Raw genomic sequence first — 14,921 nt, 5'->3', positions numbered from 1 at the left:
ATTAACAGACAAAGCTCTTTTAAAGACTAAATTCTTCTATGTTCTCGCCTTGTACATTATTCCTCTTAAAAGCTTTACAATCTACTTCGATAGTTAAGTTTTCTGGTTTAGGAAAAGCTTTTGTAGAAATTTTTAATGTTTTATCTCCATAGCATTTTTTCATGAATAACGCCCAGACCGGCAATGCCATTGTAGCTCCCTGCCCAAAGGTAGTTGTTCTAAAATGTGTAGCTCTATCATCTCCTCCGACCCAAACTCCTGTACAAAGGTTAGGAACAATGCCCATAAACCAACCATCACTTTGATTTTGTGTTGTTCCTGTTTTACCCGCTATAGGGTTTGTAAATTTATATGGGTGACCAGTAACTACATTTTTTATATCATATCTAGATGAAGGTCCTGTACGTAAGCGTACTCCAGAACCAGATTGAGTAACACCCTCCATTAAATTAATGGTAACATAGGCCGCTTCTTTACTAATCACATCACGTGTTTCGGGAACAAATTGATATAAAACAGTTCCATTTTTATCTTCAATACTAGTAATGGTTACCGGTTTGGTATATATCCCCTGATTAGCAAATGTACTATATGCTCCTACCATTTCTGACAATTTCAAATCTACAGATCCTAATGCTATAGAAGCTACTTCAAGAATATCTGATTCTACTCCCATTTTCTTTGCAAGACGAACAATAGGCTCTGGCCCGATTCTATCCATTAAACGTGCAGAAACAGTATTCACCGATTTGGCTAACGCTTCTTTAAGACTCATATACCCTGTATAGTCGGCATCACTATTTTTTGGTGTCCATCCCTTATCAATGACACCATGAGAACCTGGAGGAATTGTTATTTGCGATTTTGGTATGGTATCACAAGGCGAAAGTTTAAGTTGATCGATTGCAGTTGCATACACAAAAGGTTTAAACGTAGATCCTACTTGTCGTGCTCCCTGATATACATGATCATATTGAAAATGCTTATAGTTAACTCCTCCGACCCAAGCTTTGACATGCCCTGTTTGTGGTTCCATAGACATTAGTCCCGAGCGTAAAAACTTTTTATAATATAAGATAGAATCTTTAGGAGTCATTATTGTATCTATTGCTCCTTTCCAACTAAATATGCTCATCTCTGCCTTTTCATCAAAAGATTTTCTTATTTCTTTTTCACTTTTGCCCTGACTAAGCATCTTTTTCCATCTGGCAGATGATTTAATACTTCGATTCAGTATTCTTTCTACTTCAACTTCTGTTAAATCTCTAAAAGGGGTGGTTTTATTATCCTTTTCTTGTTTATCAAATTCTTTCTGAAGATTCGCCATATGTTCTTGCACCGCTTCCTCGGCATATTTTTGCATACGAGAATCTATAGTTACATTAATTCGTAATCCGTCTCTATAGATATCAAAATATTCGGGATCGCCCTCAGCATTTTCCCCTTTAGGGTTCTCTTTTACCCATTTTGACATCCAACTTCTTACATATTCTCTAAAGTAAGTTGCAGTCCCATCATTATGGCCTTCTGGAGAGTAATCCAGTTTAAGTGGTAACTGTTTTAAACTATCTCTTTGTTTTTCTGTAATGTACTCATATTTCTCCATCTGATTTAGAACCACATCTCTTCTTGTTTTTACCATTTCTGGTCTACGAAGCGGATTATATAGTGATGAATTTTTTAACATCCCTACCAATACAGCTGCTTCTTCTACATTAAGGTCTTTAGGATTTTTTCCGAAATAAATTCTCGATGCAGAACTTATCCCAATTGCCTGATTAAGAAAATCATATTTATTAAGATACATCGTTACAATTTCTTTCTTGGTATATTGTCTTTCTAAACGAGTTGCAATTACCCATTCCTGTATTTTTTGCAAATATCGCTCGATCTTATTCTTTGATCCTCCAGTAAATAATTGCTTTGCCAGCTGTTGTGATATTGTACTTGCTCCACCCTTGGTTCCTAAAAAAACAAATGCTCTTAATGTTCCTCTGGCATCTATTCCGGAGTGATCATAATATCTTGCATCTTCTGTTGCCACCAAGGCATCAACCAAATGTTGTGGTAGATCTTCGTAATTTACAGGAGTACGGTTTTCTTTAAAAAAGGTTCCTATTTGCACCCCATCTGAAGAGATAATCTGGGTTGCCAAGTCATTCTGTGGGTTTTCTAATTCTTCAAATTTAGGCATTTCTCCATAAACTCCCCAACTAGCCAGGAGAAAGAGTAAGGCTATTAAAAACAATCCTGATCCAAATAGTATCCAAAATGCTTTTATGTATTTTATGGTATTACTCGCAGGAGTTTTTGCTCTTTTTTTTGTTGATTTGGGTTTTGCCTTTGCCATATCTCAGCTATTTAAATCTATTTTTTAAAAGATCAGAAGAGGTTTTTTCCCTTTTTTGTTGATGTCCTCCTTATCTGGTCTTTCTCTAAAAGTATTTTAACGATATTTTTTTGTCTATCTATGATAGAAGATAGATTCTATCTTTTATAATTTATTAAGGATTTTGAGCATTTTCTATTCTAAATCCTATATCTGTAATTCCTTCTAATGACGATATCCCATTTACATCACCATTCTTTCTCATGGCATGCTCTATAGTTATCTTATAATTTCCTTTTTCTTTAAAACTTACATTTTCTTTATACCACAATTTATTTTCTTTAAGATCAGAAAAACCTGTTCCTAGCCATTTCCCATCAGGAGCTGCAAGACGATACTCTAATGTATCGGTGAGTATTTTACCATTTGGAAATTTCATTTCACTAATTAAAAACAAATTGCTGTATTTATATTCATTATTGTTACGAATATTTATAAATAAATTATAGGATTGTGTTGTGTCGAGTTCTGGAAGTGTAAAACTCACTTTCTCATCCATTTCCCATGCATTAGCTACTGTATGATAAGTATCGAAAACCTGTTTATCATCGCAGGAGATCATACCAATTACAATACATACTATTAAAAAAAACCTAAGTTTTATCATTATTCCTATTACGAGACCTACGTTTTTTATTACCTCGATTATTTGATTTATTTGTTTTATCAGAATTCCCTTCTTTTGATTTGTTTGAAACTGCCACTTGTTTCTCTGAAGATCTCTTGTTTTTATTTTTTCTTTTGTTACGATTTCTTCTTTTACTACGTTTGGGCTGATCAAATCGCGTTAAGCTATCTTGTCCTACAACGTTCTCAAAATCTGTTTTAGTATCTTCTATTAATTCTGAAGCAAAATCTTCTAAGCTTGCTACTTTTTCATTGTTCTTATTTGCCGCAATAATTTCATTAACATCTTCGGTAGATATTCTGTGCCAATTCATCCATTCGCCTTCATAGGCATACCACAATAATCCTTTAAAAATATCTATTTTTTGACACACAGCAGTCCCTTTATCTGTTCGAAGCTTTATATCTGTTTTAGGAAAATTATTAAGTGCATCAATATATGCATCTAATTCATAATTAAGACAACATTTTAGTTTTCCGCATTGACCAGCTAGTTTTTGCGGATTTAAAGATAATTGTTGATACCTAGCTGCACTAGTATTTACCGATCTAAAATCGGTAAGCCAGGTAGAACAACATAGTTCCCGCCCACAGGACCCAATACCTCCTAGTCGTGCGGCTTCTTGCCTAAAACCTACTTGTCGCATTTCTATACGAGTATTAAACTCGTGTGCAAATTCTTTTATTAATTGCCTAAAATCCACTCGCTCTTCTGCTGTGTAATAAAAAGTAGCTTTAGATCCATCTCCCTGAAATTCGATATCAGAAATTTTCATTTGCAGCTCTAATCTAATTGCGATTTCACGAGCACGAACCTTCATAGCTTCTTCTCTGTCGCGAGCTTTCTGCCATATATCAATATCTTTTTGAGATGCTTTTCGATATACTTTTTTTATGTCTTCACTATCAAGTTCTACTTTCTTTTTTTTCATCTGGATACGAACTAACTCTCCAGTAAGAGTAACAATTCCTACATCATGACCAGGAGAGGACTCTGTTGCAACAATATCCCCAATGCTTAAAGAAAGATTTTCTGTATTTTTAAAGAAGTTTTTTCTACCATTCTTAAATCGTATTTCAACATAAGAAAAAGGTGAAGATCCACTAGGAAGTGACATATTGGATAACCAATCGAAAACTGTTAATTTATTGCAACCATCTGTACCACAGGTACCATTATTCTTACAACCCTTGGGTTGCCCGTCTTTTGCGGAGGAACAACTGTTACACCCCATATTTTTTATCTATATTGAAATTTGTCTGCGATCATAATCGCAACAAATATGGTTCTTACTAAAGTTAGAAATATATCATTTCTAACGTATCAATCGTTAAAGATACTATGAAATGAGGATAAAAAAAACTATCTGCTATAGTATCTTCACCTTTTTAGGTGTTACTTTTTATATTTTAATGCTTCAGAACGACCTTTTTTAAAGATTTTATTACTATTTCCTTTTCCTTTTCGCAGTGCTTTTTGTTCTTCAAATGATAGTCTATTAACTTCCATACATTCTTTCGAACAACAGTTTTCTAGCTCTGCCGCGCAATTTTCACATTGTATAAACAATAGATGACATGCTTCATTTTCGCAATTCACATGGGTATCACACGGGGCACCACATTGATGACAACTAGCTATTACATCTTCAGAAATACGCTCTGCTCTTCTATGATCAAATACAAAGTTTTTACCCAAAAATTTATTTTCTAAACCCTGAGCTTCGACTTGTCTTGCATATTCTATAATACCTCCTTCTAATTGAAATACATTTTTAAATCCTTTATGCTTATAATATGCACTGGCTTTCTCACAGCGTATACCTCCGGTGCAATACATTACAAGTTTTTTATCTTCTTTATGATCTTTAAGATCTTCTTCGATGATATCCAAAGAGTCTCTAAACGTATCTACATCTGGTGTAACAGCTCCTTTAAAATGGCCTATTTCACTTTCGTAATGATTACGCATATCGACCAGTACCGTATCAGGATCTTCGATAAGTTCATTAAATGCAGAAGCATCAACATGTACTCCTTTGTTGGTAACATCAAATGTGTTATCATTTAATCCATCGGCTACAATCTTTTTACGAACTTTTACTTTTAGCTTCAAAAAGGATTTTGCGTCTTGCTCTCTTGCGATATTGAGGCGTACATTTTCTAGAAAAGAAATACTATCCAGGTGTTTTTTAAAAGCCTCAAAATTAGGTGCCGGGACAGATAATTGCCCATTTATACCTTCTTTGGCCACATAAATACGACCCAAAACCTCGAGTTCGTTCCAATGAATAAAAAGATGATTTCTAAAAATTTGTGGATTACCAATATGTGCATATGCGTAGAAAGATAGCGTAAGTCGGTCTGTACCGGCTTCATCGATAAGAGCTGCTCTTTCTTTTGCACTTAATTTGTTGTACAGTTGCATGCTATACTTACGTTTTAAGTTAGCCCCAAACAATATATATATGGGGTAAAAGAAATTTTTTGGCAAAAATACAAATCATAAAGTAATATCCAAAAACTGCTTATTTGAGTTTATGAATGGTTAAACTCTAATCTTATTTTTTTGTTAAAAAAATCTCAGTCCTGAAAAATGGAACTCGCAACCTATACTTTTATCTGAAGTAATTCATCTTTTCGCGAAAGATTGACACAAACCTTGAGTGTCATTAAATGTTCAGGGAACATAAATTCTTTAAAAGAAATTATAATGAAAAGCTTAAAAAACCTAATGGGCGCAAAAGTGCTTAACAAAAGACAACAACAAATCATTAGTGGTGGGTATATTACGGGAAGCGGTAATTGTGACGATTATTCTGCAATTCCATTATGCAAACCTAGAGACACAGATAATTCAGATAATGCAAATCAATAAATTCTAATTTCTGAATATAAAAAATGCCTTGAAACTTATTCCAAGGCATTTTTTTTGGGCTAATTCGTTATTAAATAATTTAACGATTAAAAAATATAATAACGAAGCTAGCCACCTTCTACTATACAATTACTGATTTTAGTAATTGTGCAGCCATCAAGATTATGTCTTACGACCTTTTTAAGAAATTTCATCTCTCTCTTTCCTTCTGCTTTTGTTCATGTTTGCTTTTTATGTAGATGCTATAAAAACAAAAGGGTTGCGCTATACTCTTGAAAAAAAATGTAATCGATGTCTAGTACAGGTTTAAAAACTCCAAATCTTAAGATAAAATACAGGTAATTGTTGTTAATAACGATTTTAGAATCCATATCCCAACTACAAAAAGAAATAGTACTTTAGCAAAAAGTTTATTACCAATGTCAAATCCCGATATATTTGAACAACAAATGAGTACAGAGAAAGACGCAAAATTAAAAGCATTAAAACTTACCCTTGATAAATTAGATAAAGCCTACGGAAAAGGAACTGTAATGAAGATGAGTGACAGTTCTGTACAAGAAGTAGACGTAATCCCTACAGGCTCTCTTGGTTTAGACCTTGCATTAGGTGTTGGTGGGTATCCTAGAGGAAGAGTCGTTGAAATCTACGGACCAGAATCTTCTGGTAAAACAACACTTACTTTACATGCCATTGCACAGGCACAAAAGGCTGGAGGTATTGCAGCATTTATTGATGCAGAGCATGCTTTTGATCGTTTTTATGCAGAAAAATTAGGTGTTGATATAGATAATTTAATTATTTCTCAACCAGATCATGGGGAACAGGCTTTAGAAATTGCTGATAACCTGATCAGGTCTGGAGCTATCGATATTATCGTTATTGATTCTGTGGCAGCACTTACTCCTAAAAGTGAAATTGAAGGTGAAATGGGAGATTCTAAAATGGGACTTCATGCACGATTAATGTCTCAGGCACTTCGAAAATTAACCAGTTCAATTAGCAAAACCAATTGTACCGTAATTTTTATTAATCAGCTTCGTGAAAAAATCGGAGTAATGTTTGGAAATCCTGAAACGACGACTGGTGGTAACGCTCTAAAATTTTATGCTTCGGTACGTTTAGATATTCGTCGTTCTACACAAATCAAAAATAGTAATAGTGAAGTACAAGGAAACAAAACACGGGTTAAAGTAGTAAAAAACAAAGTAGCACCGCCTTTTAGAACTGCAGAATTTGATATCATGTATGGAGAGGGTATTTCTAAAAATGGAGAAATTATTGATATTGGTGTAGACTACGAGATTATCAAGAAAAGTGGTTCCTGGTTTAGCTATCAAGACACCAAATTAGGACAAGGACGAGATGCAGTGAAATCTTTACTTAATGATAATCCAGAGCTTATGGAAGAACTTGAACAAAAAATCAAGGAAGCCATAAAAATTGCAAAAGAATAAAACTTTCTTAATAAAAATACTAAAATCCCGAAGCTTCGGGATTTTTTTATACCTTAAAAGCAACCTTATCTACATTAGAGCATCTACCTAATGGATAGGTTATACGATCTCTCAAAACCCCAAGAAAATGAGAAGGATAAAAATAGTTTTAACATTTTTTCTTGTAGTTATCTTAACTGGATGTTCTGATGACGACAATGGAACAAGTTTCTTTTATGAATTAGCTACTGTACAGGAAGTTTCACTGCCCGATCAGTTTAATCGAGAAGAAATATACACAATTACTGTATCTTACTACAGACCAACTGATTGTCATTCTTTTGCAGGATTTGATTATGACAGACTAGGAAATGAACGAACGGTATCTGTAGTTAATTTGGTAGTTAATAGAGGTAATTGTAACGATTTAGAAACAACAGATCTAGTCGAAGTGTCTTTTGATTTTTTGGTAGGAAATGAAGATTCTTACATCTTTAGATTCTGGCAAGGAAGAGACGAAAATGGAGATAATCAATTTTTAACTGTAGAAGTACCTGTATTATAAATTATACCCATTTTCTAATGCATAAAAATGGGTAAACTAAAAATAGTTGTTAGTGGGTTTAGACCAACTCATAAAAAGATGTAAGAAAAAAAATGCTCAGGCGCAAGAACAATTGTATAGATTATACAGCAGTAAATTGTTTTCGATTTGCTTAAAATATTCTAGTGATGCTTCGAGTGCAGAAGACACCCTGCAAGATGCTTTTATAACCATTTTTGATAAAATCGGTCAATATAAAAACCAAGGCTCTTTTGAAGGGTGGATAAAACGAGTAACTATTAATACAGCATTACAGAAATATCGAAAACAAAAAGTTTTTGATATCATTAATGAAGAACAGATTGAAGAAGTTGAAGTTGAAGTAGATGAAGAAGAGATCTCGCTGGATTATCTTTTAAAGATTATACAGCAACTACCCGATCGATATCGATTAGTATTTAATCTTTATGTGTTAGACGGTTATTCTCACAAAGAAGTTGCAGAGATGTTAGAGATATCTGTAGGAACTTCTAAATCTAATCTGGCGAGAGCAAGAAATATTTTAAAAGAAAAATTACAAACCAACCAAGAGCTTTATGTTCGACCAATTGAAGAACGAAGATGAGTGATAAAAAAAATATAGATCGTTTATTTCAGGAAAAATTCAAGGATTTTGAAGTCATTCCCGATGAAATAGTTTGGGAAAAAATAAAGGCACGCCAAAATAAAAACAAAAAAAGAATTTTTCTGATACCATTTTGGTATAGAGTTGCGGGTGTTGCAGCATTAATTGCACTTATATTTGGCATAAGCTCCCTACCGTTTAATACTAATGATCTACAACAAAATGATACCATCACCGATTCTGATACTCAAAACATAATTGAACATACAAAAACGACACCTAACAAGCAGGTCAAACCTCTTATAGAAGATGTTATAGTCACTTCAGAAGAAAAAGAAACCAATCCCGCTAATCAAAAAACAGAAAATACTAATCTTGATCAAGACAATGATGCTGGTCAACATAATTATTTTGAGCCATCTGCTACAAAAGAAAATGCGGTTGCTAAAACTCTGGAGCAAGTACCTTCTCAACCCAAAAATGGTGATGAATTGGACCCTACCTTCCATTCTGCCACTAAGAATCCAATAGTGAGTCATCCTGCAACAAATAATAACAATACAGCACAAATCTCTTCTAAGCAAAAAGAAGACCCTATTGTTACACAAGAGAACACAATCGAAAAAACTACTATTGCTAATCAACAGGATAAAAAGTCTATTTCAGAAAAAGAACATCCTCTTTTTACAGCACCTAATGAGAAAAGTAACACAAACACTCAAAGTTTGGCAGAAAAGAGCGTTGATAATGATATAAAAAACAAAACTCCCGAAGAAGATGTTGAGAACACAAATGACAATGGTAAGAAATCTATCTTTGATGTTATAAATAAAGACGAGGAAGAAGAAATAGCTGAAGAATCCACATCTACCAAAAAATGGAATGTTGCGCCTAATGTTGCGCCTGTATATTATAGTTCTATCGGAAGCGGATCTTCGATCGATGCTCAATTTGCAGATAATAATAAAAACGGACAAGTAAATATGAGTTATGGTGTGCATGTTTCTTATGCCATAAACAAAAGATTTAGTGTGCGTTCTGGAGTAAACAAAGTAGATCTTAGTTATAATACCGAAGGTGTTGGTTTTTCTCCATCGGCAGTTGGGCAAAACCTAGAAAATGTAAGCTATAATTCTACCGCTGGAGCAATTTTGATTTCTGACATCGGAAACGTAAGAAACACAGATCTCGGATCTGAATTTTCGGATCTTAATAGAAATGCGATAGAACAAAAACAAAATGTAGGATTACTTAACCAAAGTATTGCCTATCTAGAAGTCCCTGTTGAAATGAAATATGCTTTGGTTGATAAAAAAATTGGAGTAAATATGATTGGAGGTATAAGTACATTATTCTTACAGGACAACGAAATTTCTATAGAGGCTGGTGATTTTGAAACTCCTATAGGAGAGGCCAACAATCTTAACGATGTAAGTTTTAGTGGTAATATAGGGGTGGGTGTCGATTATAAAATATCAGATCAATTTGAGATTAATCTTGAGCCTATTTTTAAATATCAGTTTAATGCCTTTAATGATAATGCCAATAATTTTAAACCATACTATTTTGGGGTATACACTGGAGTAAGTATCAAATTTTAAGAACTATAAAGATTTTTTAGTTGGTTAGGTAGTTATTGCTTTAAAAGCAATGATGAACAAAGCCGTTTCTGGGGAGAAACGGCTTTCTATTTTTTAATAATGCATCATTTAATTCAATGGATTTATCTCATAAAACGTTTTTTGCTTACTTTAATATTAATCAACCTGCCTAATTAATTTATAAGAAAACCCCTTGTCATCATTTCCTAAAACTGATACGAATAGTTCATTTTTATTAAGGGTTTTATATCTAATTTTTTTCGGAAAATCATGCTTCATATTCTCGAAAGAAAATAAGTTCTCTTCTGGTTGTTTTAATGTAAAAGAAATCCCTTTTCCTTCATTTTGATTCAAAACAGTTGCAATGTAAACTATATGAGCATCCACCAGTTTTATTTCTAATTTTTCAGAAATATGTTTTTGTTTGTTTGAGATTTTAAATGCTTCTCCTACTAATTGATTGTCAGTTTTTTTCCAAATTTCATAGTTTTCTTTTCCTTCCATTTTCCAGGTTCCTATTAAGAAATCAACTTTATGTAAATTAACTTTTTGGCCATGAGCATTATGAAAGATCAATATCATCAAAACGACACTTAGCTTTACCACCCTCATTACTTTTAATTTTATGTTTTCCATTTTTTAAAAGTAGTTTCTAAAAATTCATAACGATTGTAAAAAACCGACATTTTATTTTTTCAAAAATAAATTTGCCATATTTTTTTCAGAAAACTTGTATTTATTTGGTTCTTCTCCTGTAAACTCTTTAAAATTTTTAATAAAATGAGATTGATCATAAAACCCAGATAGGAAAGCTACTTCTGCCCAATCTATACAACCTTTCTGAGTCAATTGAAAAATATATGAAAACCTGATAATCCTGATATAAAACTTTGGAGATAAACCTATATACATCTCAAAATAACGTTCTAAACTTCTTTCACTAATCCCAACTTTATTTTGAATCTCTTTTAGACTAAGTCTTCCTTTGTTTTTAATAATCAGTTCTACAGCATTTCTACCATTAAACCGTTTTATATTTTGTCTAGAAATAAACTTTAGGAACCAATTTTCGATGTGTTTTATTTTTTCATCAAAAGAAAGAGAACTCATAGCTACTTCTTTAATCGGTTGTAGTGTTACTAAAAGTTTTTGAGGAATCTCAATTACCTTATCTGTTAGCGTTTTCATTTTGATATCAAATAATTCAGTGAGCGCCCAAGGTTGAAACTTGATCGCAAACATTTTTGATTTTCCTGTATTTTCAAGAAAAAAACAATTTTTGATTTGGCCTGCAATTAAATATTGGCTTTGTTGCTGCCATACTCCGTTTATATTTATTTTATAAGGATCCCCCAGATGAAAAATAAGTTCAGGGTAGCCGTCAGGAATTATCTTTTCTTTCTTCAAAGCTATATCTTCCTGATAATCAACAAGCCAAAAACTTTTTATAATCCTTAATAGTTTTGGCGATGCTTTCTTTAGGGTGTAGATTTTATCCATAATTGCTACTAAACAATTAGATAGCTTCGACTAGGAGGTTTTATTTTCAAGGTCGACTTCTAATGTCTTTAAAATAAGATCTCTTGTGTTTTCTTTCAACTCTTTTTTATGATCTTGTGTTAATCCTTGGGTAGGAACCTCTTTAAGAACACGAGCTCTCATAATTCCGGGGCTTCCGCTAAAAAAAGTATATGAAAATCGCTTTTTATTATCTAGAAACGCTAATGGTACTATAGGAATTTGGTGATCTATTGCTAATCTGAAGGCTCCATCTTTAAATTCATCCAAAATCACAGATTCATCATCGGGAACCCCTCCTTCTGGAAAAATACAAATACTTGTACCATCATGTAACCTTGCCTGTGCACGATCAAATACTTCTTTCCTGCTTCGTTGGCTATTTCGATCTACTAATATACAGGTGCGTTTATAGAAAAATCCAAAGATCGGGATTTTTGCCAGTTCTTTTTTCCCTACAAATACAAAAGGATTTTTTATAGCATATAGCATTAACATAATGTCGGTCATCGAAGTATGATTAGCAACAAACATGTAACTTTTTTTACGATCTGGTTCTGCTTCTTTGACAACTTTGGGTAAAAAACCTGATCCGTACAACACAATTTTTGCCCATAACCTAGCAACTACAAAAAATTGCGAATACCATTCTTCTCTCGACGAAAGCACTAATAACACAGGAAACATAATAAGTATAGGAATACCCATAACGATATAAAACCAGATACGCCATAGCAGGATAAGTATGTTTCTTAGTATATGCATCTCCCCAAAAATACACAATTGGTTTGAGCTATGTGAACAAAAAAATTACCTTTGCCGAAAATAGTATAGTTATATACTCGAAGTATAAGTAGGCAGAATCTCGTTTATGACACTAAAATCTGTAAACTAAATACTTCATTAAATTTTAGAAATTAATAAGGTACTTAACCAGGGTTTAAAACTTAAAACCGTAATAAAAGATAATATATCACCATGTCCAGAATTCTAACAGGAATACAGAGTACAGGCACTCCGCATTTAGGAAACCTCTTAGGAGCTATCATTCCGGCAATCCAAATGGCCAATGAGCCAGAAAACGATTCGTTTTTATTTATTGCCAATATGCACTCGCTTACACAAATCAAGGATGCCAAGACATTACGAGAGAACACCTACTCTACTGCTGCTGCCTGGTTGGCTTGTGGCCTGGATATAGAAAAAACTGTTTTTTATCGGCAGAGTGATATCCCACAGGTGACAGAATTATCTTGGTATCTAAGCTGCTTTTTTCCTTATCAGCGACTAACACTTGCACATTCATTTAAGGATAAAGCGGATCGTCTAGAGGATGTAAATGCTGGATTGTTTACATACCCTATGCTAATGGCTGCGGATATCCTACTCTATGATGCAGAAATTATACCTGTAGGAAAAGATCAACTACAACATCTTGAAATGACTCGTGATGTAGCTTCGCGAATGCACAACCAAATGGGTGAAATGTTTGTAATACCCGAAGCCCAGGTACAAAAAGAAACTATGTATGTGCCAGGAACAGATGGTAGCAAGATGAGTAAATCAAAAGGAAATATCATTAACCTGTTTTTACCAGATAAGAAACTACGTAAACAGATTATGTCTATCGAGACCGATAGTACTCCGCTAGAAGAACCAAAAGATCCTGATACCTGTAATTTATTTGCTCTATATAAGCTTATCGCTACTGTAGAACAACAAGAAGAAATGCGTAAGAATTATCAGGGAGGAAACTACGGATATGGACATGCAAAGCAAGCTTTTTATGAATTATTGATTGAAAAATTTGCTTCTGAACGTGAGCGCTATGCCTATTATATGGATAATCTTAATGAAATAGACGAAGCCCTTGCAATTGGAGCTCAAAAAGCTACTGCTATTGCCGATACTGTACTAGCAAGAGTTAGAGAAAAGGTTGGATACTAGATGTAAGAAGTTATCATGGAATTTCTATTCGAAATTACGTATGACTTTTTAAAATTTCTTGAAAAGCTTACTGGTTTTTCTTACAAGGAGATCAATATCATTATTTGGTTTTTCTTAATTCCTTTTACCTGGATGTTTTTATTAGATAAGATCACAGAAAAAAACTATTTCAAAATTGGATTTTTCGCAATTGTTCTCATTATACTAATAACGATTCCTGATTTTGAGAATTTTGCCAATTGGTCATTTAATAGTTCTGTTGATTTTTTAAATCTTTTCAATAATATCGGTAGTAATTACAAGACTTCTTCTGTTGTGATTTGTTTATTAATTCCATTGTTAATCTACGGTTTACTCATTAGAAAGGCATATTTCAAAAAAAGATAATCACTTTTACCTTATTATTTCATATGATAAAAAATCAATTCAGGCCCATCAAAGAAGCGTTGGGAGTACTAACTTCGACAAACCTGACTTGACAATCATATAATGGAGATTATATGATCTGTTAAAATAAGTTGATCATTTTACCTTTAGGATTACATTATATGTCTTATTCTTTTTATTAAAAATAACAGGGTATTTTCCTTCTTTTATCAAATTACCCTTAAGTCCTAGCTTTTTAGCATAAGATGTGTCCAAAGTCAAATTGTTTTTAAGATAAAATATATTGGTTTCTGGCTCTGGATCACTATATTTTATTGACATCAAATCATTTTCACCATAAAACTGCAATCCAAGGATACTTTCGTTCATGGCAAACGGCATGGCTTCCATATTGGATTTGATATCCAATTTAAATGCATCTTTAATAGAATCAAATACTCTGGGATCAATCTTATAGACTAGAATCCAAGGATCATTATAATCCCAACCACAAGGTATTATTTTACAAGGATTCAAAATGTCTAGTGGAGGAGTAATTGCGAGTCCAGGGTTTGTTTCACATTTCCATTCTACACATGTGCTATCGGGATCAAATTCGCAACTTTTCTCACCGGTGAAAGAATTTATAACTTCTTTAGCATTAAATTGAAAATGAGTTATACAAATCTCTCCCCAACCCTTTGCATTGATCTGAATATCTTGATCAATTACAGTTTGTTCTTCTATACTGTTTTCTTGCTCGCAAGCCCATAGGGTAATAAGCAATACAGCCATAATATTTAATGTTACTTTTTTCATGATTAATACGGTTTTAATAAGAGTTATTTCTTTGTTTGGCCGAACGTTTTATAATCAATTGATCGAATACCATAAAGTTATAAAGCATTATATCTGGATAGTATCATAGATGTAACCAATCCTAAAAAATATGTAACATTGAAACAAAGGGGGATTTACCCCCTATTTTTG

At 33.2% G+C, this 14,921-nt stretch carries 15 protein-coding genes; 7 read left to right on the top strand and 8 right to left on the bottom strand.

Annotation, left to right across the window (positions count from 1 at the left end; genetic code table 11):
* Window positions 1-19 precede the first annotated feature (19 nt).
* The 4 genes from NNL09_RS08710 to NNL09_RS08695 all read right to left on the bottom strand — a co-directional run bounded on the left by NNL09_RS08710 (window position 20) and on the right by NNL09_RS08695 (window position 5,444).
* Entirely contained in the window at window positions 20-2,350 is a 2,331-nt protein-coding gene (locus NNL09_RS08710; protein ID WP_025665259.1) for a penicillin-binding protein 1A, read from the bottom strand.
* A 154-nt stretch (window positions 2,351-2,504) separates the two neighbouring features.
* Window positions 2,505-2,996 carry a gliding motility lipoprotein GldH gene (locus NNL09_RS08705; protein ID WP_025665260.1) on the bottom strand — a complete coding sequence of 164 codons (492 nt, stop codon included), beginning with the start codon at window positions 2,994-2,996 and terminating at the stop codon, window positions 2,505-2,507.
* Complete coding sequence (locus NNL09_RS08700; protein WP_196910924.1) at window positions 2,983-4,251, bottom strand: regulatory iron-sulfur-containing complex subunit RicT; 1,269 nt, start codon at window positions 4,249-4,251, stop codon at window positions 2,983-2,985. Before NNL09_RS08700 ends, NNL09_RS08705 begins: the two co-directional genes overlap by 14 nt.
* 161 nt (window positions 4,252-4,412) lie before the next feature.
* Window positions 4,413-5,444 carry a rhodanese-related sulfurtransferase gene (locus NNL09_RS08695; RefSeq protein ID WP_025665262.1) on the bottom strand — a complete coding sequence of 344 codons (1,032 nt, stop codon included), beginning with the start codon at window positions 5,442-5,444 and terminating at the stop codon, window positions 4,413-4,415.
* 285 nt (window positions 5,445-5,729) lie between these two features.
* On the opposite strand from NNL09_RS08695, the gene NNL09_RS08690 reads away from it, so the two are divergent.
* The 5 genes from NNL09_RS08690 (at window position 5,730) to NNL09_RS08670 (ending at window position 10,100) form a co-directional block, all read left to right on the top strand.
* The gene (locus NNL09_RS08690) at window positions 5,730-5,894 is read left to right on the top strand and encodes a hypothetical protein (RefSeq protein WP_160170081.1); all 165 of its coding nucleotides are present in this window, start codon (window positions 5,730-5,732) and stop codon (window positions 5,892-5,894) included.
* Between the two features lie 449 nt (window positions 5,895-6,343).
* Entirely contained in the window at window positions 6,344-7,351 is a 1,008-nt protein-coding gene (recA, locus tag NNL09_RS08685) for a recombinase RecA (RefSeq protein ID WP_025665263.1), read from the top strand.
* A gap of 127 nt (window positions 7,352-7,478) precedes the next feature.
* Complete coding sequence (locus NNL09_RS08680; protein WP_196910925.1) at window positions 7,479-7,895, top strand: lipoprotein; 417 nt, start codon at window positions 7,479-7,481, stop codon at window positions 7,893-7,895.
* Window positions 7,896-7,947: 52 nt separating this feature from the next.
* A complete protein-coding gene (locus NNL09_RS08675) occupies window positions 7,948-8,499 on the top strand; it encodes an RNA polymerase sigma factor (RefSeq protein ID WP_196910926.1) in 552 nt (183 codons plus the stop codon).
* Window positions 8,496-10,100 (top strand): outer membrane beta-barrel protein, encoded by a 1,605-nt coding sequence (locus NNL09_RS08670; RefSeq protein ID WP_196910927.1) that lies wholly within the window; start codon window positions 8,496-8,498, stop codon window positions 10,098-10,100. The genes NNL09_RS08675 and NNL09_RS08670 overlap by 4 nt, the downstream gene beginning before the upstream one ends.
* 156 nt (window positions 10,101-10,256) lie before the next feature.
* Here NNL09_RS08670 and NNL09_RS08665 read toward each other — a convergent pair whose 3' ends face one another.
* From NNL09_RS08665 to NNL09_RS08655, 3 genes are read right to left on the bottom strand one after another with little or no spacing between them, the layout of a single operon-like run.
* Window positions 10,257-10,736 (bottom strand): DUF6265 family protein, encoded by a 480-nt coding sequence (locus NNL09_RS08665; RefSeq protein ID WP_196910928.1) that lies wholly within the window; start codon window positions 10,734-10,736, stop codon window positions 10,257-10,259.
* 51 nt (window positions 10,737-10,787) lie between these two features.
* Window positions 10,788-11,600: a helix-turn-helix domain-containing protein gene (locus NNL09_RS08660; protein WP_196910929.1), complete on the bottom strand. Its 813-nt coding sequence runs from the start codon at window positions 11,598-11,600 to the stop codon at window positions 10,788-10,790.
* Between the two features lie 30 nt (window positions 11,601-11,630).
* The gene (locus tag NNL09_RS08655; protein ID WP_196910930.1) at window positions 11,631-12,383 is read right to left on the bottom strand and encodes a 1-acyl-sn-glycerol-3-phosphate acyltransferase; all 753 of its coding nucleotides are present in this window, start codon (window positions 12,381-12,383) and stop codon (window positions 11,631-11,633) included.
* Between the two features lie 213 nt (window positions 12,384-12,596).
* On the opposite strand from NNL09_RS08655, the gene trpS reads away from it, so the two are divergent.
* Window positions 12,597-13,565, top strand: a complete 969-nt coding sequence (gene trpS, locus NNL09_RS08650; protein ID WP_025665270.1) for a tryptophan--tRNA ligase — start codon at window positions 12,597-12,599, stop codon at window positions 13,563-13,565.
* Between the two features lie 15 nt (window positions 13,566-13,580).
* Window positions 13,581-13,952 carry a hypothetical protein gene (locus NNL09_RS08645; protein WP_196910931.1) on the top strand — a complete coding sequence of 124 codons (372 nt, stop codon included), beginning with the start codon at window positions 13,581-13,583 and terminating at the stop codon, window positions 13,950-13,952.
* Window positions 13,953-14,087: 135 nt separating this feature from the next.
* Here the strand turns inward: NNL09_RS08645 and NNL09_RS08640 are convergent, their stop codons facing one another.
* On the bottom strand, window positions 14,088-14,750 hold the full coding sequence (locus NNL09_RS08640; RefSeq protein WP_196910932.1) for a hypothetical protein: 663 nt from the start codon (window positions 14,748-14,750) through the stop codon (window positions 14,088-14,090).
* Window positions 14,751-14,921 lie beyond the last annotated feature (171 nt).

The organism is Aquimarina sp. EL_43 (assembly GCF_943422735.1).
Lineage (GTDB): Bacteria > Bacteroidota > Bacteroidia > Flavobacteriales > Flavobacteriaceae > Aquimarina > Aquimarina megaterium.
This window is presented reverse-complemented; position numbering and strand designations above follow the sequence as displayed.